The sequence below is a fragment of the Salinarchaeum laminariae genome, assembly GCF_023204835.1.
In the GTDB taxonomy this organism is placed as follows: domain Archaea; phylum Halobacteriota; class Halobacteria; order Halobacteriales; family Salinarchaeaceae; genus Salinarchaeum; species Salinarchaeum laminariae.
Window position 1 is genome coordinate 1,949,477 of sequence record NZ_CP096270.1, and the last position, 24,749, is coordinate 1,974,225.

A 24,749-nucleotide genomic window follows, 5' to 3' on the forward strand; every position below is an offset into this window, starting at 1 on the left:
CCGGTCCGTAATGACGTCCTTCCAGCAGACCCTCGGCGCCGAGGAGGGAGTTGCCGAGGAGCTCGCCGAGACGCAGCGAGCTATCTCCATCGCGGAGTTCTTCGAGAAGAACAAGCACATGCTCGGGTTCGACAGCGGGGCCCGAGGACTCGTAACTGCGGTCAAAGAGGCGGTCGACAACGCACTCGACGCCACGGAGGAGGCCGGTATTCTTCCCGACATCTACGTCGAGATCGAGGAGGTCGGAGACTACTACCGGCTCACCGTCGAGGACAACGGACCAGGGATCACGAAAGAGCAGCTCCCCAAGATCTTCGGGAAGCTCCTCTATGGCTCCCGGTTCCACGTCCGTGAGCAGAACCGCGGTCAGCAGGGGATCGGGATCTCCGCCGCCGTCCTCTACTCCCAGCTTACGAGCGGGAAGCCCGCCGAGATTACCTCTCGGCCGAAGGGCGCCGACCGGGCACAGTATTTCGAGCTGATCATCGACACCGACGAGAACGAGCCCGAGATCCGCGCCGAGGAGGAGACGACCTGGGATCGGCCCCACGGCACGCGCATCGAACTCGAGATGGAGGCGAACATGCGCGCCCGCCAGCAGCTCCACGATTACGTCCTCCACACTGCCGTCGTCAACCCGCACGCCCGGATCGAACTCCGCGAACCGGGGCTCGACGAGCCGCTGAAGTTCGAGCGCGCGACCGACGAGCTTCCGGCAGAGACCGACGAAATCCGGCCACACCCTCACGGCGTCGAGCTCGGCACCCTCCTGAAGATGCTGAAGGCGACGGACTCCCACTCCGTCTCCGGGTTTCTCCAGGGCGAGTTCACGCGCGTCGGGAAGAAGACCGCCGACGGCATCATCGACTCCTTCCGCGACGAGCACTTCGGCCGCGAGCTATCGTGGTCGTCGCCAGACAGCCACGAGGACGCGGACGTGCGTCGCGCAGTCCAGCAAGCGGTCTCGAACAAGGGGAAAGAGGCCACGGCGGATTTCGCAGATCGAATCGCGAACGTCCTCGAGGAACGCGAGCGGATGAGCTACCACGAACTCGAGACGATCGCCGACAACGCCGCCGACGCCGTCGAGGAGGAGCATCCGAAAGCGTTCGGCAGCACAGTTCGGGAAAACGCGGTCGAAGCGGTCTGGGCGCAGGTGACTGGCGACGCGGCGGCCGGGGACGACGGGGAAGCGAGCATGGGCGACGCCGAGGCCAATCTCGACGCCGAAACACGCCGTCGAGCCGACGTATATGCGCTCATCGACGACGCCACGAGCGACCGGAAGGACGACGAGACGCTCGACGGGCTCGCCCGCCGGATCGCAGAGAAGCTGACTGCCGAGACCGGCCCGCGTGATCGCCTCACGCTCGACGAGCTCGAGGACTACGTGGCGCGCTCCGCGGACATGACCGAGAAGCAGGGTGACGGCGTCTCGATCGGGGATACGGCCCGCGAGAACGTCATCGAGGCGCTCTGGGAGATCTCGCGGACGGTCCCCGACGAGCCGCCGAAAGTCCGCTCGCTTCAGGACGATCGCAACTCGGCGAGCAGTCTGCTCGAAGGGATGCGCTCCGTCGACGTGATGGCGCCGCCAACCTCCTGTCTCGCACCGATCACCGACGGGCTGATCGAAGCGGGGCTGAAAAAGGAGTACGACGCGGACTTCTACGCGGCCTCGACGCGGGACGCCGACGTCCACGGCGGCGATCCCTTCATCGTCGAAGCCGGGATCGCCTACGGCGGTGAGATCGCCGAGGAGGGCTCCGTCGACGTGATGCGATTCGCGAACCGCGTGCCACTGGTCTATCAGCGAGGCGCCTGTGCGACGACGGACGTGGTGAAATCGATCGGCTGGCGGAACTACAACCTCGAGCAGCCCGGCGGCTCGGGCATCCCGAACGGCCCAGCAGTCATCATGGTTCACGTCGCGTCGACGAACGTCCCCTTCACCAGCGAGTCCAAGGACGCCGTCGCGAACGTGCCGGCGATGGAGGACGAGATCGAACTGGCGATTCGCGAGGCCGCTCGCGAGCTCAAGAGCTTCCTCAAGAAGCGTCAGTCGATGCAACAGCGAAAGCACAAACAGAACAAGCTCGGCGAGATCCTCCCGGAGATGGCTCGCAAGGTAGCGGAGGTCACCGATCAGGACGAGCCGGTCTTCGACGACGCGCTCGCCCGGATCATGAACAACGTGTTGATCGAGCGCTCGGTCGAAGCAAACGGCGACGCGACAACGGTCTCGGTGACCGTCGAGAACAACAGCGACCGGTCGGAGTCCCCGAAGCTCACCGAGATCGTCACCGCCGAACCCCGCGACGTCTCCGACGGTGCGAGCGTCACGGAGATGGACGGGGAGTACTTCCTCACCTGGGAGCCGTCCGTCGGCGGGGGTGAGTCGGCCACCCTCGCGTACGAAATCGACGGCGACGCCGAGTACGACCTGCAGGTCGACGGCGTCGAGGATCCGAAGCTGACGGTGAGCGAGTGACCGACCGCATCGACTGATACACCACACCACGATCTCTACCAATGACAGCCGACACCCGCCTCAACGAAGCCGAAGCCCGAGAGCAACTGATCGACCTCGCCGCGGACATCTACGACCAGATGAACGCAGGCGACATCCCGAGCATGACCATCCCGACCCGGACGAAATCCAACATCGAGTACTCCGAGGAGGAGGACGTCTGGGTCTACGGCGACCGCACGTCGACGAGATCCGCGAACAGCGTTCGCGGCGCCCGGAAACTCCTGAAGGCCGTCTACACCGTCGATTTCCTCGCCGAGCAGCTCGATCAGGACCGCTCCTCGACGCTCCGGGAGCTGTACTACCTCTCAGAATCCTGGGACAACGACGAGGCCCAGTTCAACGATCAGGACGAGTCCAACCAGCTCGTCGAAGACCTCGAGATCGTCACCGAGGTGACTCGCGAGGACTTCCACATGCGGCCCGAGGAGTCTGGCGCGAAGGTGATGGGACCGCTACACCTCCGCGAGCAGACGAACCGTGGCGACCGGGAGATCCACTGCCAGCTCGACGTCGGGCAGGGCGGCTATCAGATTCCCAACAACCCCGACACCATCGAGTTCCTCGAGAACGACGCCGAGTTCGTCCTGTGCGTCGAGACCGGTGGGATGCGCGACCGGCTCGTCGAGAACGGGTTCGACGAGGAGTACGATACGATCATCGTCCACCTCGGCGGCCAGCCGGCGCGGGCGACTCGCCGGCTCACCAAACGCCTCCACGACGAGCTCGACCTGCCAGTCGTCGTGTTCACTGACGGTGACCCCTGGTCCTACCGGATCTACGGCTCCGTCGCCTACGGCTCCATCAAGTCCGCACACCTCTCGGAGTATCTCGCGACCCCGGAAGCCGACTTCATCGGCATCCAGCCAGAGGACATCGTCGAGTACGACCTGCCGACCGATCCGCTCGCGGACTCCGACGTCAACGCGCTGGAAAGCGAGCTCGAGGACCCACGGTTCCAGACCGACTACTGGCGCGAACAGATCGAACTGCAGCTCGACATCGGGAAGAAGTCCGAACAGCAGGCCCTGGCGTCGCACGGTCTCGACTTCGTGACCGACACTTACCTCCCCGAGCGCCTCGAGGCGATGGGCCACATCTGATCGGCTGGATCCTGCGGTCGATCCGTGCCACCGCCCGGTGTCGACGTTCGATCTCGGTGCGAGCAACTTACCTCTCCTGAATGGGTACGATCGTGCATGTCGGAGGACGACGACGGACTCACGCGCGAGCAGTTTCGCTGGCTCGTCTTCGCGTCCGTCGGTATCGGGGTGCTCTTGCTCGTGACGATTCTCGGACTGACGGCTGCGTCCTACGCGTGGGGAGCGAACGATCCCGGCGATCCAGTCGCCGACTTCACGGTCGAGACGATCGACCGCGATGGCGGCGTCGCGGCGAACATTACGCACGCCGGCGGTGACTCCGTCAGCCCGACCTCGATCGTGATCGAGGTCGACGGAGAACGGCGAGGAACGTGGGGCGAGCTCGGCGGCGAGGGGCCGGGCATCGTTTCTTTGGGGAACCAGCTCGTCCTCTCGGACGTAACCACCGGCGACCGGATCGTGATCTACTGGACCGGTGGCGATGGTGAACCCACTGCCTTCGGATCGGGAACTGTCGAATCGGGAAGCGGGAGCGATTGACCAAATCGAGCCGGAAAGACGATTGCACTGCCGAGCAGTGCGGAGATGCTGGTCGAGGGCCGTTTTCGAACCACTGGTATCTCGTCGGGCCGGTCGGCACGGAGGCCCGACCGGGCCAGGTTCTCGGAACTCGGACGTATCTATTATATTACACTCGTCTGACGAATACTTAAGGTGCCGGCGCGGGGGCATTACTGTATGTCGAACCGGGTAGAGCAGCTCGAGACGACCGTTTCGGAGCTCGAGTCGACGATCGAGGGACTGACCGAGGAGCTCGTCGAGACCAAAGAGCGCCTCCGCGTAATCGAATCGCAGCTGGACGTCGACGCCGCAGACGTCGTTCAGGACTCACAGATCCGCGAAGCGCCAGCGGAGAGTGCACCGACGAAAGAGGCGGCACCGGACGAGGTCGAGCAGGCGGTCGAAGCGGATAAGGAGCCCGAGAATCAGGAAGCAGACGAGGCGGAGGGGAGCGGTTCCGGTCTCGGCGACGACATCATCGTCGCCTGACCGGGCCCGTCCCCGGGCCCAGAAGGCATGCACATTCAGGAACTCGTCCTCGAGAATTTCAAAAGCTTCGGGCGGAAGACCCGAATCCCGCTCTACGAGGATTTCACTACCATCTCCGGGCCCAACGGATCGGGAAAATCTAACATTATCGACGCAGTGCTGTTCGCGCTCGGCCTCGCACGCACCAGAGGCATCCGGGCGCGGAAGCTGACTGACCTCATCTACAATCCCGGCCACGAGGCCGGCGCCGACGCAGCGGGGCCGATGGAGGCAACCGTCGAGGTCATCCTCGACAACGAGGACGGCAGGCTCAGCCGGGCACAGGTCGTCAACGCCGCCGGCACCGAGAAGGTGGGCGACGTCGACAAGATTTCGATCCGACGGCGCGTCAAGGAGACCGAGGACAACTACTACTCCTACTACTATCTCAACGATCGGTCGGTCAACCTCTCGGACATTCAGGACCTGCTCGCACAGGCCGGGGTGACGCCGGAGGGGTACAACGTCGTCATGCAGGGCGACGTCACCGGCATCATCAACATGACCGCCGGCGAGCGTCGGGAGATCATCGACGAGATCGCCGGCGTCGCGGAGTTCGACGCGAAGAAGGAGGACGCCCTCGAAGAGTTAGAGGTCGTCCAGGAGCGCATCGACGAGGCCGAACTCCGGATCGAGGAGAAGGAAGACCGGCTCGAACAGCTCGCCGACGAGCGGGAGACCGCCCTCGAGTACCGCGACCTTCGCGAGGAGAAGACGGAGTACGAGGGCTACCTCAAAGCCGCCGAACTCGAGGAGAAACGCGAGGAACGCGAGTCGATCCAGGCGGAGATCGAGGACGGCGAGTCCGAACTCGAAGAGCTCGAGTCCGAACTCGACCAACGCCAGGGGCGTGTCACCCGCCTTCAGGAAGATCTCGAGGATCTCAACGCGGAGATCGAGCGCAAGGGCGAAGACGAGCAGATGGAGCTCAAACGCGAGGTCGACGCCATCCAGAACCAGATCGCCCGCCTCGAAGACAAGATCGAACTCGCCGAAGAGCGCATCGACGAGGCCGAGGCCCGACGGAAGGACGCGTTCGTCAAACTCGACCGGAAGAACGAGGAGATCGACGAGCTCGAACGCCAGATCCGCGAGACGAAGGTCGAGCAGTCCTCCGTGAAATCCGAACTCGAAGAACGCGAGGAGGCGCTCGCCGAGGTCGAAGAGCGCATCGACGCCGTCGACACGGAGTTCGAGGCGCTCAAAGACGAACTGCAGACGGCGAAGGAGGAACGCGAAGAGCGTCGCGGCGAGAAGAACGAGCTCCAGCGCGAGCAGGACCGGCTGCTCGACCAGGCTCGCCGCCGCTCCAGCGAGATCGACGAGGCGGAGGCCGAGCGGGAGGATCTGGAGGCGAAGCTTCCGGAGCTCGAGGCAGAGCGCGACGACCTCGAATCCGAGCTTCGCAAGGCCGAGGCGAACCGCGAGAACATCGCCGAGGTCGTCGACGATCTGCAGGAGGAAAAGCGCGACCAGCAGGAAGAACTCGACGCGCTCGACGACGAGATCCAGGCCAAACAACAGGAATACGCACAGCTCGAGGCCCAGGCCGGCGAAAGCGGCGACTCCTCCTACGGCCGCGCTGTATCCACGATCCTGAACGCCGAAAAGCCGGGCGTCCACGGCACGGTCGCCCAGCTCGGTAGTGTCGAGGATCGGTACGCGACTGCCTGTGAAACCGCCGCCGGTGGCCGGCTGGCCAACGTCGTCGTCAACGACGACGGCGTCGGCGAGGACTGCATCGACTATCTGAAGGCCCAGAACGCGGGCCGTGCGACCTTCCTCCCGCTGACGGAGATGGACAAGCGCGGCCTGCCAAGCGCGCCCGACGACCCCGGCGTCGTCGACTTCGCGTACAACCTCGTCGACTTCGGCGGCGAGTACGAGGGCATCTTCTCCTACGTGCTCGGCGACACGCTCGTCGTCGAGGACATGGAGACGGCCCGCGCGTACATGGGCCGATTCCGCATGGTCACGCTCGAGGGCGACCTCGTCGAGAAGTCCGGTGCGATGACCGGCGGGTCGACGAGTGGCTCCCGGTACTCATTCACCAAGACCGGGAAAGGCAAACTCGAGCGCGTCGCCGAGGAGATCAACGGGCTTCAGGACCGCCGGAGCGACCTCAAATCGGAGATCCGCGATCTCGAGGAGCGCATCGACAGCGCCCGCGACCGCCGCTCGGACGCGACGGAAGAGGTCCAGTCGCTGCAGGCCGACGTCGATCGCGTCGAGGATGAGATGGCCGACGTTCGTGAGGAGATCGAGGCCCAGACGGAGCGCGTCGCGGACCTCGAAGACCAGCGCGAGGCCGTCGACGAGGAGATGAACGAGCTGGAGGAGTCCCTCGAGGAGGTCGATTCCGAAATCGCGACGCTCGACGACGAAATCGAGGAGATCGAAAGCGAGCTCGCGGACTCCGAAGTCCCCGAGCTCACCGCCGAGGCCGAGGAGATCGAGGGCGAGATCGCCGACCTCGAGGACCGGATGGACGCCCTCGAGGCCCGCCGGAACGAGTACGAACTCGAGAAGGGGTACGCCGAGGACGCCATCGACGACCTCAACGACGAGATCGAACAGGCCCAGGAGACGAAGGCCGACCAGCAAGACGAGATCGCCGAGTTCGAGGACGAAATCGAGGCCCAGGAGGCGACCCTCGAGGAGACTCGCAAGGAGATACTCGCGCTGGAAGAGGAGCTTTCCGACCTCAAAGAGGAGCGCACGGAGCTTCGCGATACGGTCCAGGAGGCCGTCGACGCTCGCGACGAGGTCAAATCCGACCTCCAGGGCGCCCGGACGGAGCTGAACGAACACCGCGAGCGTGCGAGCACGCTCGATTCCGAGATCGAGGAGCTAGAGGCGGAGGTCGACGCCTACGATCCCGAGGAGGTCCCCGACCACGACGAAGTACGCCGTCGCATCGGCGAGCTTGAATCCGAGATGGCCACACTCGAGCCGGTCAACATGAAGGCGATCGATGAGTACGACGCCGTCGAGGCCGATCTCGAGGATCTCCAGGAGCGCAAGGATACGCTCGTCGACGAGCGCGAGGGGATCACCGACCGCATCGAGTCCTACGAGAGCCAGAAGAAATCGGCGTTCATGGAGTCCTTCGAGGCGATCGACGACCACTTCCAGCGCATCTTCGAGCGGCTTTCCAACGGCACCGGCGAGCTCGTTCTCGAAGACGAGGAGGATCCCTTCGACGGCGGCATGACGATGAAGGCCGAGCCCGCGGACAAGCCGGTCGCTCGCCTCGAGGCGATGAGCGGCGGCGAGAAGTCACTCACCGCGCTCTCCTTCATCTTCGCCATCCAGCGCCACGACCCGGCACCGTTCTACGCGCTCGACGAGATCGACGCTTTCCTCGACGCCGCCAACGCCGAGCGCGTCGGTGAGATGGTCGACGAGCTCGCCGGCGACGCGCAGTTCGTCGTCGTCTCCCATCGCTCGGCGATGCTCGAACGCTCCGAGCGCGCGATCGGGGTGACGATGCAGGACGACAACGTGAGTGCAGTCACCGGGATCGACCTCGGTGGTGAGGGGGTGCCTGCTGATGACTGACGAGACTCCGGAGGCGGCGGAGCCGACGAACGGAGTCTCGGAAACCTCGAGCGGGGTCTCCGCGAGCGAAGCGAGCGGAGTATCCGACGAGCAAAGCGAGTCGGATGCCCGTCAGAACGGCGGGTCTGACGGTGGCTCGTCGGATCCTCGATCCGACGGTGAGCGAACCGACCCGCGAGACGACGAGGCCGACGAGGAGGCGAAGCCGACGCAGGAGGTCTCGAACGATGCGGACGACGCAGACGAGATCCCACTCGACATCACCGGTCACGAGGATCGATCACCGCCCGGCGAGGGCGATTCCGGCGAGGATAGCGACGCCGGTGGCGACGAGGCCGTCGCAGCCAACGGCGGGACGGCAGCTGTCGAGACTGGCACGCCCAGCGCCGACGCTGGCCCGGTGGAGGAGGCGGACCTCCTCGCAGAGGAGATCGCCGAGGAGAACGGCGGGCAGCCCGACGATTCCGCCGAGGAGTCCGACGACGAAGTCGAACCGATCGAGTTGCTCGTCCAGCTCGCGAAGGACGGCGAGATCGACCCCTGGGACATCGACGTCGTCGAGGTTACGGAGGAGTTCCTCGCCGCGCTCGACGAGGGCAGCCTCCGCGAGTCGGGTCGCGCGCTGTTCTACGCGTCCGTGCTGGTCCGGCTGAAGAGTGACGTGCTCCTCGATCCCGAAGTCGCAGAGGAGGCCGAGGACGAGTGGGACGCGCCGATGGAAGCGCCGGAGGACGCGCCACCTGCGTTCGACCCGGTCGACTCCCTCGAGGACGAGATGGAGCGCCGCCTGCAGCGCAAACACGTCCGCGGAACGCCCGAGACGCTCGACGAGCTCGTCAGGGAGCTCCGCGAGGCCGAGCGGGGCTCCTGGTGGAAAGAGGGCCGCGAGTACGACACCAGCGAGTCACCCGCCGGCTTCGACCGTGGTACCCAGACCGTCGACTATCACATGGACGACGATCGCCGCATGGACGGCGAGCCGACCGCTCAGGAAGTCACTGAGCGGACCCACGGCGAGGACATCGAGGAGATCATCGAGGACGTTCGTGCGGAGCTCTTCGAACATTACGACGCGGGCCGGCCCGAGGTGCTCTTCCGCGAGGTCGAGGACGCCGGCGGCTCTCGCGTCCACACGTTCCTGTCGGTTCTCTTCCTCGCGAACCGCGGCGAGATTCGGCTCCAGCAGGACCAGCTCTTCGGCGACCTCTGGATTCAGGATCCCACCGCGGAGCTCGGCGTCGAGGGCGCGGTAGCGGACTGACGGATCGAGGCGAGTCCAGCGCCGTCGCGGCCCCTCCGTCGGTGCCGTCCAGGGATCTGACGAACCTTTTTGCCCGGCGGCGCTGTCGTGAGCGTATGGACGAGATCTCCTTCGGAACCGACGGCTGGCGGGCCCATTCCGACCTCGTTACGCCCGAGCGCCTCCACGCGATCGCGCAGTCAGTGGTCGACCTGCTCGCGGAGGACGGATTCGCCGGCGAACCCCTCGTCGTCGGCTACGACGCCAGAGACGGCGCACGCGACCGGGCCGAGGAGATCGCCCGGGTACTCGCCGCCGGTGGCCACGACGTGCTCCTCGCGGATCGGGACTGTCCGACGCCCGCCGTCGCGCTCGCGATCGTCCAGCGCGACCTCGCGGGCGGATTCGTCGTCACGGCTTCGCACAACCCGCCGGAGTACAGCGGCGTGAAGTTCATCCCCCACGATGGTGCGCCGGCGCTGCCGACGATCACGAACCGAATCGAGGACGGCCTCGGCGAGCCCGACCCGCTCCCGGACGAGGAGCACGGCGAGATCGAGGAGGTCGATCTGATCGAGGCCCAGATCGGCGCGGTGCTGGACCTCGTCGACCCGGATCTCGATGGACTGACGGTGGCATACGACGCGATATACGGCAGTGGACGTGGTGTGACAGACGAGGCGCTGGAGCGTGCGGGCGCCGACGTCGTCCGGCTGCGGTGTGGCCGTGATCCGACCTTCGGCGGGGGCGAACCGAATCCCGAACCCGAGATGCTCGAAGAGCTCTCCGAGCTGGTCGCCGCCGGCAATGCAGATCTCGGGATCGCCAACGACGGGGACGCGGACAGGGTGGCGATCGTCACCGCCGATGGCTTTCTCGACGCAAACGAGCTGCTCGCGGCGTGTTATGAGTATCTGCTCCAGTCCGATTCCGGCCCGATCGTCCGGACGGTCTCGACGTCGAGTCTCGTCGATCGGATCGCCGACGACCACGGCACGTCGGTCGCCGAGACGCCGGTCGGATTCAAGTGGGTCGCCCAGGCGATGGCCGAGGAGGACGCTCTGATCGGTGGCGAGGAGAGCGGCGGCCTCTCGATCCGCGGCCACGTTCGCGAGAAGGACGGCACACTCGCTGCGCTGCTGGCCGCGGCCGCCCACGCGGAAGAGCCCCTGCAGGAGCGGATCGCTCGGCTCCGCGAGACCTACGGTGACCTCCGACAGGACCGCGTGAGCGTCGACTGTCCAGACGACAACAAGGGGCCAGTCATGGCGGATCTGGAGGGCGCGATCCCCGAGCAAATCGCTGGATCGGCCGTCGAATCGATGAACCCCGCCGACGGCGTCAAGTGCATGCTCGCCGACGGCACCTGGCTACTCGTTCGGCCAAGTGGCACCGAGCCAAAGCTACGGATCTACGCCGAGGCCGAGACAGATCAGCGGATCGACGAACTACTCGCTGCCGGTCGCGGGATCGTAGAACCGTTGCTGTAGGGCTGCAGTTTCGTGTTCTGCCTCTCCTCCGACGAAGGCACACCTCCAGTCTCTCACTCTCTTCGCCCGTTCGCGTCGAACCACTGCAGCCCGAGTTCCGATCGCCGACCACTTCCACCGCGCCCATACGTCACTGCTAAACCCCTTCGGCAGCGTGTCCAGCATAGTGACCAGGGTACTGCACACCGGGGACACCCACGTGGGCTACCAGCAGTACCACGATCCCCGCCGCCGGCAGGACTTCCTCCGGGGGTTCGAGGCCGTGATCGAGGACGCGATCGCCGACGACGTCGACGCCGTCGTCCACGCGGGCGACCTCTTCCACGATCGCCGCCCGGATCTTCAGGACCTCCAGGGAGTCGTCGCATCGCTTCGCGAGCTACGCGCGGCCGACATCCCCTTCCTCGCGATCGTCGGAAACCACGAGGCCAAGCGATCCGGCCAGTGGCTCGATCTCTTCGCCGACCTCGATCTGGCCGAACGCCTCGACGACGAGCCCCGGATCGTCGGCTCGACCGAGGAGGACGAAGCCGGGGCAGACGGAGCCGCCGACACGCTCGCGCTCTACGGGCTCGACCACGTCCCCGAGAGCGAGCGCGACGATCTCGAGTACGAGTTCACATCTCCCGAAGCCGCTGCGGACGGCAGCGCTGCACCGCCAACCGCGCTCGTCGCCCACGGCCTCTTCGCGCCGTTCGACCCCGCGGAGTGGGACACTGAGGAACTGCTCGACTCCGCGTCCATCGACTTCGACGCGATGTTGCTGGGCGACAATCACATTCCCGGCAAGCAGCAGGTCGCCGATACCTGGGTGACCTACCCCGGATCGACGGAGCGAGCGAGTGCCAGCGAGCGCGCCGATCGCGGCTACAACATCGTCACCGTCGAGGACGGCGAGCTACGGATCACCCGCCGGACGCTCGATAGTCGCGAGTTCGTCTTCGTCGACGTCGAACTGGACGAGGGCGAGGGTGCGGAGCTCGTCCGCGATCGGGTCCGCGAGTTCGACCACGAGGACGCCGTCACGATCGTCACGATCGAGGGCGAGGGCGAGCCGATCGCACCGGGCCCGATCGAGGAACTCGCGACCGAGCAGGGTGCGATCGTCGCCCGCGTCAACGACCGCCGCGAGCGCGAGGAGGCCGAGACCGAGCACGACGTGTCCTTCGCCGACCCCGACGAGGCGGTTCGCCGACGCGTCCGCGAGATGGGTCTGAGCGCTGCTGCCCGCGATCTCGATCGCGCAATTCGCGACGGCTCGATCGCCGATTCGAACGTTCGCGAGACCGTCCGCCGACGTGTCGAGGAACGTCGGGAAGAGGGCCAGGAGGCCTTCGAGCCGGTCCCCGACGGGGAGATCGACGTCGAAGAGGCGGATCTGGTGGGCGATGGCGAAGACACTGGCTCGGAGCAGGCTGTCGAAGAGACGAACTCAGAGGACGACGCCGAGGACCTCTCCTCGAGCGATGAATCCAGCACGTCAGAGGAATCTACTTCTGGCGACGGAACGACAGCCGACGACGAAACGACTGCCGCGAACGACGAACCCGTAGCCGAGGACGAGCCGACGCCAGACGACGAATCGACACCGGACGACGACGCACCGTCCGGAGATGACCAGCCGGCGTCCGATTCGGATGCCGGTGGCGACGGTCAGGTGTCCATGGAGGATTTCCTGTGACTCCGGAGGTGTCGCCGTGAGGATCCAGCGCGTGCGCCTCGAGAACGTTCGGTGTTACGGCGAGGCCGAGATCGATCTCGACGCTGGCGTCATCGTCGTCCACGGCCCCAACGGGAGCGGGAAGACCACCCTGCTCGAAGCAGCCTTCTTCGCGCTCTATGGGGCCCGCGCACTCGACGAGACGCTCGATGACTTCGTCTCCACCGGAGCGGAGGACGCGGAAGTCGAGCTCTGGTTCGCACACGATGGCGCGGAGTATCGCATTCGTCGCCGGGTTCGCGCGACTGGCGAACGAGCGACGACGGCGACCTGCATCCTCGAGACGCCCGAACACACGATCGAAGGGGCGCGGGACGTCGAGAACGCGGTCGTCGACCTCCTGCGGATGGACGCCGACGCGTTCGTCAACTGCGCGTACGTCCGGCAGGGCGAGGTCAACAAACTGATCCACGCGACGCCGAGCGAGCGACAGGACACGATCGACGAACTGCTCCAGCTTGGCGCGCTCGAGGAGTACCGCGACCGGGCCGGCGACGCGCGGCTCGCCGTCGAGGACGCGCTGGGCGAGGTCCAGGGCGCCGTCACCGACGTCGAGAAACAGATCGCGGAGAAGGAGGAGGCGGATCTCCACGGCCAGCTCAACGAGCTCGAAACGGAGCTCGGCGAGATCGAGGAGGAGATCGACCACGTCGAGGAGCAGATCGAGCAGGCCGAGGAGACGAAAGCCGACGCCGAATCCATCCTCGAGGAGTTCGCGGAGAAGCAGGAGGAGCTGTCCGAGCTCCGGGAGGGAATCGAGGAGCTCGAAGATCGGATCGCAGCAACCGCCGAGGAGCGAGAGACGTTACAGGACCGACTCTCGGAGTGTCGCGAGGAACGCGAGACGCTCGAGGAACGCCGAACGGAGCTGCTCGACGCCAGCGATCTCGACGCTGCCGATGACTCTGTGGAAGGTCCGATCGACCTCCAAACCGTCGAGAACGCCCTCGAGGCCGTCGAATCCCGCGACGACGAACTTCGCGACGAGCTCGAAGATCAGCGCCTCGCCATTCAGGAGCTCACCAGCGAGGCCGAGGACGCCCAGGAGACCGCATCGGAGCTCGAAGAGGAGTCCGAATCGGCGCGCGAGCGTGCCGACGAACTCGACGCCGAAATCGAGGACGACGAGGCGACACTCGCAGAGCGCCGGGAAAACCTCGAGGATCTCGAGGACGAACGCTCGGCGCTGCTGGAGCAGTTCGAGGACGCGCCTGTCGATCCCGACGGAGCGGCCGACCACCAAGAGGAGATCGACGCCGAACTCGAGGAGGTCGAGGCCGAGATCGCGGACCTCCGTGCGAACCGCGAGGCCGTCGTCGATCGCATCGAGCGCGGCAAGGAGCTCCTCGAGGAAGGGAAATGCCCCGAGTGTGGCCAGCCCGTCGAGGACTCGCCACACGTCGACGCACTCGGCGAGGACCGCGATTTGCTCGAGGAGATCGAAGCCGAAATCGAGGAACTCGAAGAGCGCCGAGACGCCTGTGAGGACCGCCTCGAACGGGCGGAGGTGCTCGTCGACGCCGCGAGCGAGATCGAGCGTATCGAGGAGCGTCGCGAGTCGGTCACGGAGCTGCTCTCCGAGCGCGAAGCGACGATCGAGGACAAGCGCGAGCGCGCCGAGACGCTTCGCGAGGAGGCATCGGAGCTGGCGGCGGACGCCGAATCCGCGCGCGACACCGCCGAGGCAAACCGCGAGGCAGCCGACGAGGAACGCGAGGCCATCGCGGAGCTCAACGCCGAGCGGAAGGCGCTCCGCGAGCGCGAGGAGCGCCTCGAGAACATCGTGTCGACGATCGAAGCGCTCGACGATCTCGACGACGAGGTCCAGTCGATCCGCGAGCGCCGGGAGCTGCTCGCCGAGCAAAACGAGGAGCGCCGCGAGACGCTCCGGGAGCGCCGCGAACGCGTCCAGGAGATCGAAGATGCCTACGACGAGGATCGCATCGAGGACGCCCGCGAGGAGCGGGATCGCGCCGAGTCGTATCTCGAGGATGCGACCGACGAGCTCGAAAATTCGCGGGAGGAACGCGACGAGCTACAGAGTACGATCGGGAGCGTGACGGCCCAGATCGAGGAGTTGGAGTCGCTCCGTGAGCGCCAGGACTCCCTGGCTGAGGAGCGCGACGCGCTCGGTTCGCTCAAATCCGAGGCCGAGGAACTCGAAGCGACCTACGGGGAGCTCCGCGCCGAACTCCGCCAGCGCAACGTCGCCCACCTCGAACAGCTGCTCAACGAGACGTTCGAGCTGGTCTACCGCAACGACGCCTACGATCGGATCGAACTCTCCGGCGATTACGAGCTAACGGTCTACCAGCGCGACGGCGAACCGCTCGCGCCTACCCAGCTCTCCGGCGGCGAACGCGCGCTGTTCAACCTTAGCCTGCGCTGTGCAATCTACCGGTTACTCGCTGAGGGTATCGAAGGCGCTGCGCCGATGCCGCCCCTGATCCTCGACGAGCCGACGGTGTTCCTCGACTCCGGTCACGTCGGCCAGCTCGTCGAGCTGATCGACGCGATGACCGAGCTCGGCGTCGAGCAGATTCTGGTCGTGAGCCACGACGACGAGCTGCTCGACGCCGCGGACGCGCACGTTCGCGTGCGGAAGGATCCGAGCACCAACCGGGCGTCGGTCGAGCGCGGGCCGATCGACCTGGCGGCGCTTGACGACTGACCGGGCGTGCGGTGGCATCCGCTCTTCTTTCCGCCTCGATCGGCCGAGCGACGACCCTGGCTACTCCTCGCGGAGCTGCTCGATCGAATCCCTCGCGAGATTCGTCGCCTCGTAGCCTCGCTCGCCGGCGACGGTCGTCTCGGCGAGCAGGCCTGCGGCGACCAGCTCCGCGATCGCGCCGTGAAGATCAGACTCACAGAGCGTCGTCTCTGCGAGGAGCGATCGGACGCCGACGGCCTCGCGATCGACGATCGTGATGACGAGGCCGAGCACGCGTTCGTTTGGAACCGCGGAGAGGAGCGTCCGCACCGCGGCCGGGATGCCGTCGGCTGCAGTGGCGAGCGCGTCGGCCTCGGTGACGAGGGTGAGATCCGAGGGATCACGAAATGACTCCTCACCCGTGGCGGGATCGCGAACCAGCCAGGCGTCGCTCGATCGCTTTCGGAGGACGAATCGCCGTCCGTTCTCGTCCTCGACGGTGTTCATGGTCGTGGTCCGGGCTGCAGGTGGGTACCCTTTTCGAAGGCTGTTGCGTTGCGGACGAGACAACACCTGGACGAATTCCGCGGCTCGGATACTCGGACCAGAACTAGTCGCTGTCGGACGATCGGAGCCGAACTACTCACCGTCGAACGATCGGAGCCGAACTACTCACCGTCGGACGATCGGAGCCGAACTACTCACCGTCGAACGATCGAATCCGGAGAAGGACCCGGACGCCCGCGAGAGCGGCGACCAGCCCGAGGCCCGCTGCGAGGTCGAACCGACCCTGGAAGTACGCGAGCATGATACCGACGCTGAGCGCGAGCAGCGCGATCTTGATCAGGACGACCATCTCCCAGAAGGACCGGCGGACGTCCGCGGAGACCTCGTCGCCCGAGGGAAGATTTTCGACGAGGTCCTCGCCGGAGGTAACGTCGAAACTCGGCGGGTCGGGCTCGTGCGGGCTGGCTTCGAAGGTCCCCTCGACGAAATCCGTCGGCTGATCGTCGGAGTCCGTGGCGTCCTCCTGATCGGCCGGCGGTTCGCCGCGTTCCGTCGTCTCGTCGGTCACGTGTTCGAGAGATCGTCCGCTCGAAGAATAAGGACACCGTCTCGCAGACGCCAGCACCGGACTCCTCTCGGGATAGAGACGGACAGCGTGCTCGCCCGACGGTCTCCCTCAGAGTGTCTCGTCGAGTGGAACGACTCGGTCGGACTCGAGCCACGCGAGCGGATTGTCGACGTCGTAGAACACGATTCCGTCGTCGGTATCGTACGTCTCGACGAAGTCGACGGTCTCCTCCGGCGGCCGCTCCTCGGGCTCGAGTTCAGTGCCGTCGGACGGCGGGGTTTCTGGCATCGTCGTCACCTACTGGTGTGGATGGGGGTATCGAATAAAGCCCTTACCGCCGAGCCCTCTGGTGGTGTTTAACCCTTCGGGCCGTTCGCCGAACGACGCGGTATATGGGTTTCGGCCCCGCGCCCGCTTGCGATTCGATTCTCTCCCGTGGTATGCGAACCGCCTCCCAGCGAGAATGACTTGCCTAGGCCAGCAATAGGAGGGGGTAGGAACGCTCATCTGGCGTCGAAACTGCCGCTCGAAGGATATCAGGGCGTTATCGCCAGCTTGCCGAGGAACGACTCCTCCAGAACGGCCTCCTGGGCGGCAGCAGCGTCCTCCAACGAGTACGTCTCTGCGATCTCGATGCCAAGATCTCCCTCGCCGAGTAGCGCTGCGATCCGTCCGAGTGGGTCGGCGAGACGAGGCGTGTTGAACATGCTCATGAACTGAACGGAGAGATCCTTGCTCCTGGCTGCGCCGTCGTTCTCGAAGCCGATCGCCGGATCGTTCTCGCCGATGCCGACGACGCGCCCTCTTTTCGCGGCGACGTCGGCGTCGAACTGCAGGTAGTCGTCGAGCCGGTGGTCGACGGTCAGATCGACGCCGCCGTCGGCAGCATCGATCACAGCGTCCGCGAGATCGTCGCGGTGATAGTCGAGAACCACGTCGGCGCCGAGCGCAGCGAGCTCGTCGTGGTACGCCGGCGCTGCGGTCGTGATAACGTTCGCACCGGCGGCAGCGGCGATCTGGACGGCGGCGTGGCCGACCCCGCCGCTCCCGCCGTGGATCAGGCAGTGCTCCGTCGGGCGGAGATCCCCGTGATCGACGAGTGCCCGCCAGGCGGTGACTGCGACCACGCCCGCCGCACCTGCTTCGCGGCAGTCGACGCCCTCGGGAAGCAGGGCCATGCGGTCGGTCGGGATCGCGACTCGGTCTGCGTAGCCGCCGAAGTGATCCTTTCCGAGGCCGGTCGCGACCACGCGATCACCGTTCGCGACCCCCTGGACCTCGTCGCCGACGGTCTCGACCACTCCGGCAGCGTCGACGCCGGGTATCATCGGGAGCGTGAATGGCTCGTACGCGCCGCTCCGGAAGTACGCATCGACGGGGTTGACGCCCGCTGACTCGACGGCGATCACGACCTCGTCCGCAGCCGGGGTTGGATCGGGCACCTCGTCGACGCGGAGCACCGATGTGTCGCCGTGTTCGTGAAAGCGAACTGCTTGCATGGTCTCTCGTTCATCCAGCTCGGTGTTAAAGCCGCGTGCTGCGGTCCGCTGGTTTGAAACGGTGACACCGCCGCCGCGGCCGACGGGTGGAAGTCAGCGGGACGGTCGACGGCCGTCCAACCGGCGGTGATGCTCTCACCGCTCCGCCGACGCCACCGGAATCCCCGGTGTTTTTGTCGGGGCTCGCCTAGTCGCTGATCATGACTGACGCGGGCCAGCAGGACCTCTCGTCGTGGGCCGATTCGGGCGAGGACGCCCGGCCCGCTGCCGAGGCCGAGTACGTCGCCGGCGAGGGCGAGAACGGGAGCGACGACGTCGTCGATCCGATGGTGGAGACGCTTCCCGATGCGGATGGCACCGTCGAGCTTCGCGTGATGCAGATCGACTACACGATCGAGGGCACCGGCAGCGACGAGACGCCGATCGTCCACGTCTTCGGACGGACGTCGGAGGGCGTCAGAGAGCACGTGCGCGTTCGCGGGTTTCGACCATATTTCTACGCGCCAGTAGCGTCGGTGGCGCCCGACTCGCTCGCGAGCTACGACGGCATCGTCGACTACGAGGAGGGGTACGAGTCGATCCGCGGCGACGAGCTCCTGAAGATCTTCGGTCGCACGCCGCGAGACGTCGGGCAGGTTCGCGACGAGTTCGACCATTACGAGGCGGACGTACTGTTCCCGAACCGGCTCCTCATCGACAAGGGTATCGAAAGCGGAATTCGGGTGCCAGCCCGACGCGACGGTCGGGACTCCGGCGGCGAGCGCGAGCCGATCACGATCCATCACGACGAGATCCAGCCCGTCGAGGTGGTCGCCGAGCCCCGCGTGCACACGCTCGACATCGAGGTCGACGATCGCCATGGCTTCCCGGAAGACGGCGAGGAGCCGATCGTCTGTCTCACCACGCACGATTCGGTCCGTGATGAGTACGTCGGCTGGATCTTCCCGGGCGAGGACGCCCAGTGGAGTGGCGACCTCGACGAGCTCGAGTACGATCCGATCACCGACGACGCTGCAATCGAGGTTCGAGCGTTCGAGAGCGAGGCGGCGATGCTGGAATCGTATCTTGCCTACGTCGAGGAGACCGATCCGGACGTGCTCACCGGCTGGAACTTCGACGATTTCGACATGCCGTACGTCCTCGACCGGCTGGAGGAACTCGACGGCAGGTTCGACGTCGACGAGGACCTCTCCATCGAACGGCTCTCCCGAGTCGACGAGGTCTGGCGGTCGAACTGGGGCGCGCCGGACGTGAAGGGACGGGTCGTGTTCGACCTGCTCTACGCCTACCAGCGCACGCAGTTCTCGGAGCTCGATTCCTACCGACTGGATGCCGTCGCGGAGGAGGAACTCGGTGTCGGGAAGGAACGCTACACCGGCGACCTCGGCGATCTCTGGGAGCAGGATCCCGAGCGGCTGCTCGAGTACAACGTTCGCGACGTGGAGCTTTGCGTCGAACTCGATCGCAAACAGGACGTGATCGCGTTCTGGGATGAGGTGCGAACCTTCGTCGGCTGCAAGCTCGAGGACGCGACGACGCCCGGCGACGCGGTCGACATGTTCGTCCTCCACAAGGTCAACGGCGAGTTCGTGCTCCCCTCGAAAGGTCAACAGGAGAGCGAGGAGTACGAGGGAGGCGCCGTCTTCGACCCGATCACGGGCGTTCGCGAGATGGTGAGCGTGCTCGACCTCAAGAGCCTGTACCCGATGTGCATGGTGACGACGAACGCGTCGCCGGAGACGAAAGTCGATCCGGAGCGCTACGACGGCGAGACGTTCGTCGCGCCCAATGGCACCCACTTCCGGAAGGAGCCCGATGGGATCATCCGCGAGATGGTCGACGAGCTACTCACCGAGCGCGAGACCAAGAAGGCTGCACGCAACGAGCACGATCCCACCTCCGCGGACTACGATCGTTTCGACCGTCAGCAGGCCGCGGTGAAGGTCATCATGAACTCGCTGTACGGCGTGCTGGGCTGGGAGCGCTTCCGGCTCTACGACAAGGAGATGGGCGCTGCGGTGACGGCGACGGGCCGCGAGGTCATCGAGTTCACCGAGCAGGCGGCGAACGAGCTCGGCAGAGACGTGGTCTACGGCGACACCGACTCGATCATGCTGGAGCTCGGCGGTGACGTCTCCACGGAGACGGCCATCGAGCAGTCCTTCGAGATCGAGGAGCACATCAACGACTCCTACGACGAGTTCGCGAGCGAGGAACTCAACGCACAGGACCACCGGTTCCAGATCGAGTTCGAGAAGCTCTACCGGCGATTCTTCCAGGCGGGCAAGAAGAAGCGCTACGCCGGCCACATCGTCTGGAAGGAGGGCAAGAGCGTCGACGACGTGGACATCACCGGGTTCGAGTACCAGCGATCGGACATCGCGCCCGTCACGAAGGAGGTCCAGCTCGAGGTCATCGACATGATCGTCCGTGGGGAGGCGATCGACGACGTCACCGACTACGTCCACGAGCGCATCGAGGAGTTCAAATCCGGACAGGCGGACCCCGCCGACATTGGGATTCCTGGCGGGATCGGGAAACGCCTCGATAACTACGACACCGACACCGCGCAGGTCCGTGGCGCGAAGTTCGCGAACATGCTGCTGGGGACGAACTTCGATCGCGGGAGCAAGCCAAAGCGGCTCTACCTCGAGGACGTTCACCCCACGTTCTTCCGCCGGCTGGAGAACGAGCGCGGGTTCAACCCACAGGAGAACGACCTGTATCTCCAGTTCAAGCGAGACGTCGAGGCCGGTGACGGCGTCATCTGCATCGAGTACGCCGATCAGCTGCCCGAGGAGTTCGAAATCGACTGGGAGAAGATGCTCGACAAGACGCTCAAGGGACCGATCGAACGGATACTGGAGGCACTGGACGTCTCCTGGGAGGAAGTCGAGAGCGGCCAGGAACAGACCGGTCTCTCTGGCTTTATGTGAGGTCTCTTCGGCACGTCATCCTGTCTGGGCTACCGGTGGTAGACCGAACCGCGTGGTGGTCGGTTTCAGCCTGCGACGCGCGTAGCGCCGTGGGTCACCACATGCACGCTTAACTGTTGCCAGTTGTTACCAATAGTCATGGTTGGCCCCATTCCGATGAAGCTCTCCCGGCGACGAGCGCTACTGGCGGCAGGGACAGTCGTCGGCGGTGGTGCACTGGCCGCTACCGAAGCTCTCCAGTCGTCTCAGGACGACGAAACGCAGGGACGAATGATCGAGCGACACGACGCGACGCTCGCCGCGGCGTCGGTTTCTGGGCCCTATCCTGGCGGGGACTACTGCACGGTGGATCAAACGCTCGCGTCGCGAGTCGGCATCGAGGCGGGCCAGCAGGTGCGAGTCGCCGTCGACGAGCCTTCCGGGGACGTCGAGTTTCAGGAGAAGTGTTTCACCGTCGCGGAGATCGTCAACACTGACCAGAACACCGTCACAGCGGAGGCCGACGAGCTCGCCCAGTTCGGCGCGAGCGACGGCGCCGACGGGAGCGTCTCCGCACACGTTCCACACCCCAGCCTCGACAGCCGGGAGCAGGCCTGGTCGAACGACGAGTTCGTCGAGCGGCTCGTCGGTGGGAGCCGTGCAATCGACGCCGGACTCGTCGCGCTCGCACCCCACGGTGGCGTCGTCGAGTACAACACTGGCCGCCAGGCCGTTCACGTGGCGGAAAACTACGACACAGTCGGCTGGGCCTGCTACGGCTACAACGGCGACGCCGGCGCCTACGATCGCTGGCATATCACCTCGCCGGCGCTCTCACGGGCGTCCTTCCCGAAACTGGACTCGATCGCCGACGTCGGGTTCGACGCTGCGATCGCGTTTCACGGCACGAGTGCAGACACCGTGCAGGTCGGCGGACTTGGTGTGGAGGCTCGGGATCGCGTCGCCAATCGGCTGCAGACCGCGTACGACGATGCGAACGCCGACGTCGTCGTCGAGGTCGTCACGGACACCGAGCTCGCAGGACAGAACCCGAACAACGTCGTGAACTGGATCACAGACGACGGCGCGTCGGGCGTCCAGCTAGAGCTCCCCTATGACATCCGATCGGAGTACCACGTCCTCACCGCCGAGACGGCTGCCGAAGCGATGCTCGACGGCTGACGTCGTGGATGGCGTCGGAGATCTAGTTGAAGAGGTCACACGACCCGCGCGCCTGAACGAGGCGAGCGGTGCACGTCCCACGAAACGACCCTGAATCGGGCTGAAGCACTCCGAATTCTGCGAAACGCTCTTTCCGACCGTCGCTGGCGCATGCCGATCACGTTCGCTCCGGATTCGGAATGGGAAAAATATTTTGTCGAATGTGGAAGTGCTTTGCCGTCGATTACGAAAGCATTATGGGCCGCTCGAACCACTAGTCGACCGACAAGATGGCACGACTCGAACTCAATCAACTCGAGGCCGAAGTGGCCGAAGAGGACGACGAAGTGATCCTCGAAGGCGTCGACCTCGAGGTCGAGGCCGGCGAGATTCACGCGCTGATGGGACCGAACGGGAGCGGAAAGTCGACCACGGCGAAGGTCATCGCGGGTCACCCCGCGTACGAGGTTACCGGCGGCGAGGTCCTCCTGCACCTCGACGACGGCGACTTCGGCGGTGACGTGGAGATCCCCGAGGACATGCAGACGTGGAACCTGCTCGAACTCGAACCCAACGAGCGCGCCGCGATCGGCGTGTTCCTGGGCTTCCAGTATCCTGCGGAGATCGAGGGCGTCACGATGGCGAACTTCCTCCGCACGGCGCTCAACGCCAAGCTCGACGAGCGCGCGGAGCTCTTCGAGGACGAGGACGAAGCCGACGCGGAAGACGGCGACGAGGAAGACGACTCTGGCTACGACACCTCCCCGATGGAGGGTCCCGCCGACGAGGGCGAGGTCGGTGTCGCCGAGTTCCAGCAGATCCTCCAGGAGAAGATGGAGCTGCTGGACATGGACGAGTCCTTCGCACAGCGGTATCTCAACGCCGGCTTCTCCGGCGGCGAGAAGAAACAGAACGAGGTACTCCAGGCCGCCATCCTCGAGCCGGAGATCGCCGTTCTCGACGAGATCGACTCCGGGCTGGACATCGACCGCCTGCAGGACGTCTCCGACGGCATCAACGCCCTCCGCGACGAGCAGGGCACCGGTGTCCTCCAGATCACCCACTACCAGCGTATTCTCGACTACGTCGAGCCCGACCGCGTCCACGTCATGCTCGACGGCCAGATCGCGATGAGCGGCGGTCCCGAGCTCGCAGAGAAGCTCGAGGACCGCGGCTACGACTGGGTGCGCGAGGAAGTGTGCGAGACGGCGTAACCGATGACGGTTTCGAACTGCCGGCATCGTGAACAGGACTATACCCCCAGCGACCCCATGATCGACCAATGAGCTCAGAAGACGACGAACTACAGCAGACGAACACCGAGGAACGGTTCGACTTCCGCAAGGAGGAGGCCTCCGCGGTGACGTCCGGTAAGGGCCTCGACGAGGACACGATTCGCCTCATCTCCGAGGACAAGGACGAACCCGACTGGATGCTCGAGCGACGCCTCCGCGCACTCGAGCAGTACCACGAACTGCCGATGCCCGACGACTGGCCGGGAGCTCCCGACCTCTCCGGGCTCGACATCGAGGAGATCGTTCCCTACATCCGACCAGACGTCGAGGCACGCGACGCCACGGACGACTGGGACGACCTCCCCGAGGACATCCAGGACACCTTCGACAAGCTGGGCATCCCCGAGGCCGAGAAGAAGGCCCTCTCCGGCGTCGGCGCCCAGTACGAGTCCGAGGTCGTCTACCAGAACATGCAGGAGCAGTGGGAGGAGAAGGGCGTCATCTTCTGCAACATGGACGAGGCCGTGCAGGAGCACGAAGAGATCGTGAAGGAGTACTTCATGACGAAATGCGTGCCTCCGAGCGACAACAAGTTCGCGGCGCTCCACGGCGCGGTCTGGTCCGGCGGCTCCTTCGTGTACGTTCCCGAGGACGTCACCGTCCAGATGCCCGTTCAGGCCTACTTCCGGATGAACTCCGAGGGGATGGGCCAGTTCGAGCACACGCTCATCATCGCCGAGGCCGGCTCCGAGGTTCACTACATCGAGGGCTGCTCGGCACCGAAATACGCCGCACACAACCTCCACTCCGGCGGCGTCGAGGTTTTCGTCAAGGAGGACGCCCACGTGCAGTACTCGACCGTCCAGAACTGGTCGAAGAACACGTTCAACCTCAACACCAAGCGCGCGATCGCCGAGAAGGGCGGTCGTATGGAGTGGGTCTCCGGGTCGATGGGCTCGAAGGCCACGATGCTCTACCCCTCGACGATCCTCAAGGGGAAGGGTGCCAGCGACAACCACATCACCATCGCCTTCGCGGGCGAGGGGCAGGACATCGACACCGGCGCGAAGGTCTACCACAACGCGCCGAACACGAAGTCCACCGTCGAGTCCAAATCTATCTCCAAGGACGGCGGCCGCACGAACTACCGCGGTCTCGTCCACATCGCCGACGGCGCCGAGAACTCCTCGACTGCCGTCGAGTGTGACGCGCTGATGTTCGACAACGAGTCGACCAGCGACACGATGCCGTACATGGAGATCGAGGAGTCGAAGGTCGACGTCGCCCACGAGGCGACCGTCGGCAAGATCGGCGACGAGGACGTGTTCTACCTCCAGAGCCGCGGGCTGGACGACGACGACGCCAAGCAGATGATCGTCTCCGGGTTCATCGAGCCGATCACGGAGGAACTGCCCATCGAGTACGCCGTCGAGCTCAACCGTCTCATCGAGCTCGAGATGGAGGGAAGCCTCGGGTAAGAT

At 65.4% G+C, this 24,749-nt stretch carries 17 protein-coding genes; 13 read left to right on the top strand and 4 right to left on the bottom strand.

The features are described from left to right. The first annotated feature begins 10 nt into the window (after positions 1 to 10). The 9 genes from MXF70_RS09120 to rad50 all read left to right on the top strand — a co-directional run bounded on the left by MXF70_RS09120 (position 11) and on the right by rad50 (position 15,404). On the top strand, positions 11 to 2,491 hold the full coding sequence (locus MXF70_RS09120) for a DNA topoisomerase VI subunit B (protein WP_248515310.1): 2,481 nt from the start codon (positions 11 to 13) through the stop codon (positions 2,489 to 2,491). A gap of 41 nt (positions 2,492 to 2,532) precedes the next feature. Next, positions 2,533 to 3,633, top strand: coding sequence for a DNA topoisomerase IV subunit A (locus MXF70_RS09125; RefSeq protein WP_248515311.1), 1,101 nt, complete (start codon positions 2,533 to 2,535; stop codon positions 3,631 to 3,633). A 96-nt stretch (positions 3,634 to 3,729) separates the two neighbouring features. Next, on the top strand, positions 3,730 to 4,173 hold the full coding sequence (locus tag MXF70_RS09130) for a type IV pilin N-terminal domain-containing protein (protein WP_248515312.1): 444 nt from the start codon (positions 3,730 to 3,732) through the stop codon (positions 4,171 to 4,173). A gap of 198 nt (positions 4,174 to 4,371) precedes the next feature. Beyond that, entirely contained in the window at positions 4,372 to 4,683 is a 312-nt protein-coding gene (locus MXF70_RS09135; RefSeq protein WP_248515313.1) for a DUF7518 family protein, read from the top strand. 27 nt (positions 4,684 to 4,710) lie between these two features. Further along, the gene (gene smc, locus MXF70_RS09140; protein WP_248515314.1) at positions 4,711 to 8,283 is read left to right on the top strand and encodes a chromosome segregation protein SMC; all 3,573 of its coding nucleotides are present in this window, start codon (positions 4,711 to 4,713) and stop codon (positions 8,281 to 8,283) included. Further along, complete coding sequence (locus MXF70_RS09145) at positions 8,276 to 9,544, top strand: segregation and condensation protein A (protein WP_248515315.1); 1,269 nt, start codon at positions 8,276 to 8,278, stop codon at positions 9,542 to 9,544. The genes smc and MXF70_RS09145 overlap by 8 nt, the downstream gene beginning before the upstream one ends. A 95-nt stretch (positions 9,545 to 9,639) precedes the next feature. Next, a complete protein-coding gene (locus MXF70_RS09150; RefSeq protein ID WP_248515316.1) occupies positions 9,640 to 11,013 on the top strand; it encodes a phosphohexomutase domain-containing protein in 1,374 nt (457 codons plus the stop codon). Between the two features lie 166 nt (positions 11,014 to 11,179). Beyond that, positions 11,180 to 12,694 (top strand): DNA double-strand break repair protein Mre11, encoded by a 1,515-nt coding sequence (mre11, locus tag MXF70_RS09155; RefSeq protein WP_248515317.1) that lies wholly within the window; start codon positions 11,180 to 11,182, stop codon positions 12,692 to 12,694. Positions 12,695 to 12,710: 16 nt separating this feature from the next. Then, complete coding sequence (gene rad50, locus MXF70_RS09160) at positions 12,711 to 15,404, top strand: DNA double-strand break repair ATPase Rad50 (protein WP_248515318.1); 2,694 nt, start codon at positions 12,711 to 12,713, stop codon at positions 15,402 to 15,404. 60 nt (positions 15,405 to 15,464) lie between these two features. Here the strand turns inward: rad50 and MXF70_RS09165 are convergent, their stop codons facing one another. The 4 genes from MXF70_RS09165 to MXF70_RS09180 form a co-directional block, all read right to left on the bottom strand. Continuing rightward, complete coding sequence (locus MXF70_RS09165; RefSeq protein WP_248515319.1) at positions 15,465 to 15,890, bottom strand: DUF7346 family protein; 426 nt, start codon at positions 15,888 to 15,890, stop codon at positions 15,465 to 15,467. Between the two features lie 190 nt (positions 15,891 to 16,080). Then, positions 16,081 to 16,458, bottom strand: a complete 378-nt coding sequence (locus tag MXF70_RS09170; protein WP_248515320.1) for a DUF7322 domain-containing protein — start codon at positions 16,456 to 16,458, stop codon at positions 16,081 to 16,083. Positions 16,459 to 16,566: 108 nt separating this feature from the next. Then, positions 16,567 to 16,746 (bottom strand): DUF7331 family protein, encoded by a 180-nt coding sequence (locus MXF70_RS09175; RefSeq protein WP_248518380.1) that lies wholly within the window; start codon positions 16,744 to 16,746, stop codon positions 16,567 to 16,569. 248 nt (positions 16,747 to 16,994) lie between these two features. Beyond that, on the bottom strand, positions 16,995 to 17,957 hold the full coding sequence (locus MXF70_RS09180; RefSeq protein WP_248515321.1) for an NADPH:quinone reductase: 963 nt from the start codon (positions 17,955 to 17,957) through the stop codon (positions 16,995 to 16,997). A 200-nt stretch (positions 17,958 to 18,157) separates the two neighbouring features. Here MXF70_RS09180 and MXF70_RS09185 point away from each other — a divergent pair, with 200 nt between their 5' ends. The 4 genes from MXF70_RS09185 (at position 18,158) to sufB (ending at position 24,746) form a co-directional block, all read left to right on the top strand. Next, the gene (locus tag MXF70_RS09185) at positions 18,158 to 20,893 is read left to right on the top strand and encodes a DNA-directed DNA polymerase (RefSeq protein ID WP_248515322.1); all 2,736 of its coding nucleotides are present in this window, start codon (positions 18,158 to 18,160) and stop codon (positions 20,891 to 20,893) included. 138 nt (positions 20,894 to 21,031) lie between these two features. Beyond that, the gene (locus tag MXF70_RS09190) at positions 21,032 to 22,054 is read left to right on the top strand and encodes a poly-gamma-glutamate hydrolase family protein (protein WP_248515323.1); all 1,023 of its coding nucleotides are present in this window, start codon (positions 21,032 to 21,034) and stop codon (positions 22,052 to 22,054) included. Positions 22,055 to 22,323: 269 nt separating this feature from the next. Then, positions 22,324 to 23,247: an ABC transporter ATP-binding protein gene (locus MXF70_RS09195; protein ID WP_248515325.1), complete on the top strand. Its 924-nt coding sequence runs from the start codon at positions 22,324 to 22,326 to the stop codon at positions 23,245 to 23,247. Between the two features lie 68 nt (positions 23,248 to 23,315). Then, the gene (gene sufB, locus MXF70_RS09200; protein ID WP_248515326.1) at positions 23,316 to 24,746 is read left to right on the top strand and encodes a Fe-S cluster assembly protein SufB; all 1,431 of its coding nucleotides are present in this window, start codon (positions 23,316 to 23,318) and stop codon (positions 24,744 to 24,746) included. Positions 24,747 to 24,749 lie beyond the last annotated feature (3 nt).

What these genes read in the sequence shown, in the direction of transcription:
- MXF70_RS09120 (WP_248515310.1), top strand. Translation starts at nt 11, where the DNA reads ATGACGTCCTTCCAGCAGACCCTCGGCGCCGAGGAGGGAGTTGCCGAG.
- MXF70_RS09125 (WP_248515311.1), top strand. Translation starts at nt 2,533, where the DNA reads ATGACAGCCGACACCCGCCTCAACGAAGCCGAAGCCCGAGAGCAACTG.
- MXF70_RS09130 (WP_248515312.1), top strand. Translation starts at nt 3,730, where the DNA reads ATGTCGGAGGACGACGACGGACTCACGCGCGAGCAGTTTCGCTGGCTC.
- MXF70_RS09135 (WP_248515313.1), top strand. Translation starts at nt 4,372, where the DNA reads ATGTCGAACCGGGTAGAGCAGCTCGAGACGACCGTTTCGGAGCTCGAG.
- smc (WP_248515314.1), top strand. Translation starts at nt 4,711, where the DNA reads ATGCACATTCAGGAACTCGTCCTCGAGAATTTCAAAAGCTTCGGGCGG.
- MXF70_RS09145 (WP_248515315.1), top strand. Translation starts at nt 8,276, where the DNA reads ATGACTGACGAGACTCCGGAGGCGGCGGAGCCGACGAACGGAGTCTCG.
- MXF70_RS09150 (WP_248515316.1), top strand. Translation starts at nt 9,640, where the DNA reads ATGGACGAGATCTCCTTCGGAACCGACGGCTGGCGGGCCCATTCCGAC.
- MXF70_RS09165 (WP_248515319.1), bottom strand. Translation starts at nt 15,890, where the DNA reads ATGAACACCGTCGAGGACGAGAACGGACGGCGATTCGTCCTCCGAAAG.
- MXF70_RS09175 (WP_248518380.1), bottom strand. Translation starts at nt 16,746, where the DNA reads ATGCCAGAAACCCCGCCGTCCGACGGCACTGAACTCGAGCCCGAGGAG.
- MXF70_RS09180 (WP_248515321.1), bottom strand. Translation starts at nt 17,957, where the DNA reads ATGCAAGCAGTTCGCTTTCACGAACACGGCGACACATCGGTGCTCCGC.
- MXF70_RS09185 (WP_248515322.1), top strand. Translation starts at nt 18,158, where the DNA reads ATGACTGACGCGGGCCAGCAGGACCTCTCGTCGTGGGCCGATTCGGGC.
- MXF70_RS09190 (WP_248515323.1), top strand. Translation starts at nt 21,032, where the DNA reads ATGGTTGGCCCCATTCCGATGAAGCTCTCCCGGCGACGAGCGCTACTG.
- MXF70_RS09195 (WP_248515325.1), top strand. Translation starts at nt 22,324, where the DNA reads ATGGCACGACTCGAACTCAATCAACTCGAGGCCGAAGTGGCCGAAGAG.
- sufB (WP_248515326.1), top strand. Translation starts at nt 23,316, where the DNA reads ATGAGCTCAGAAGACGACGAACTACAGCAGACGAACACCGAGGAACGG.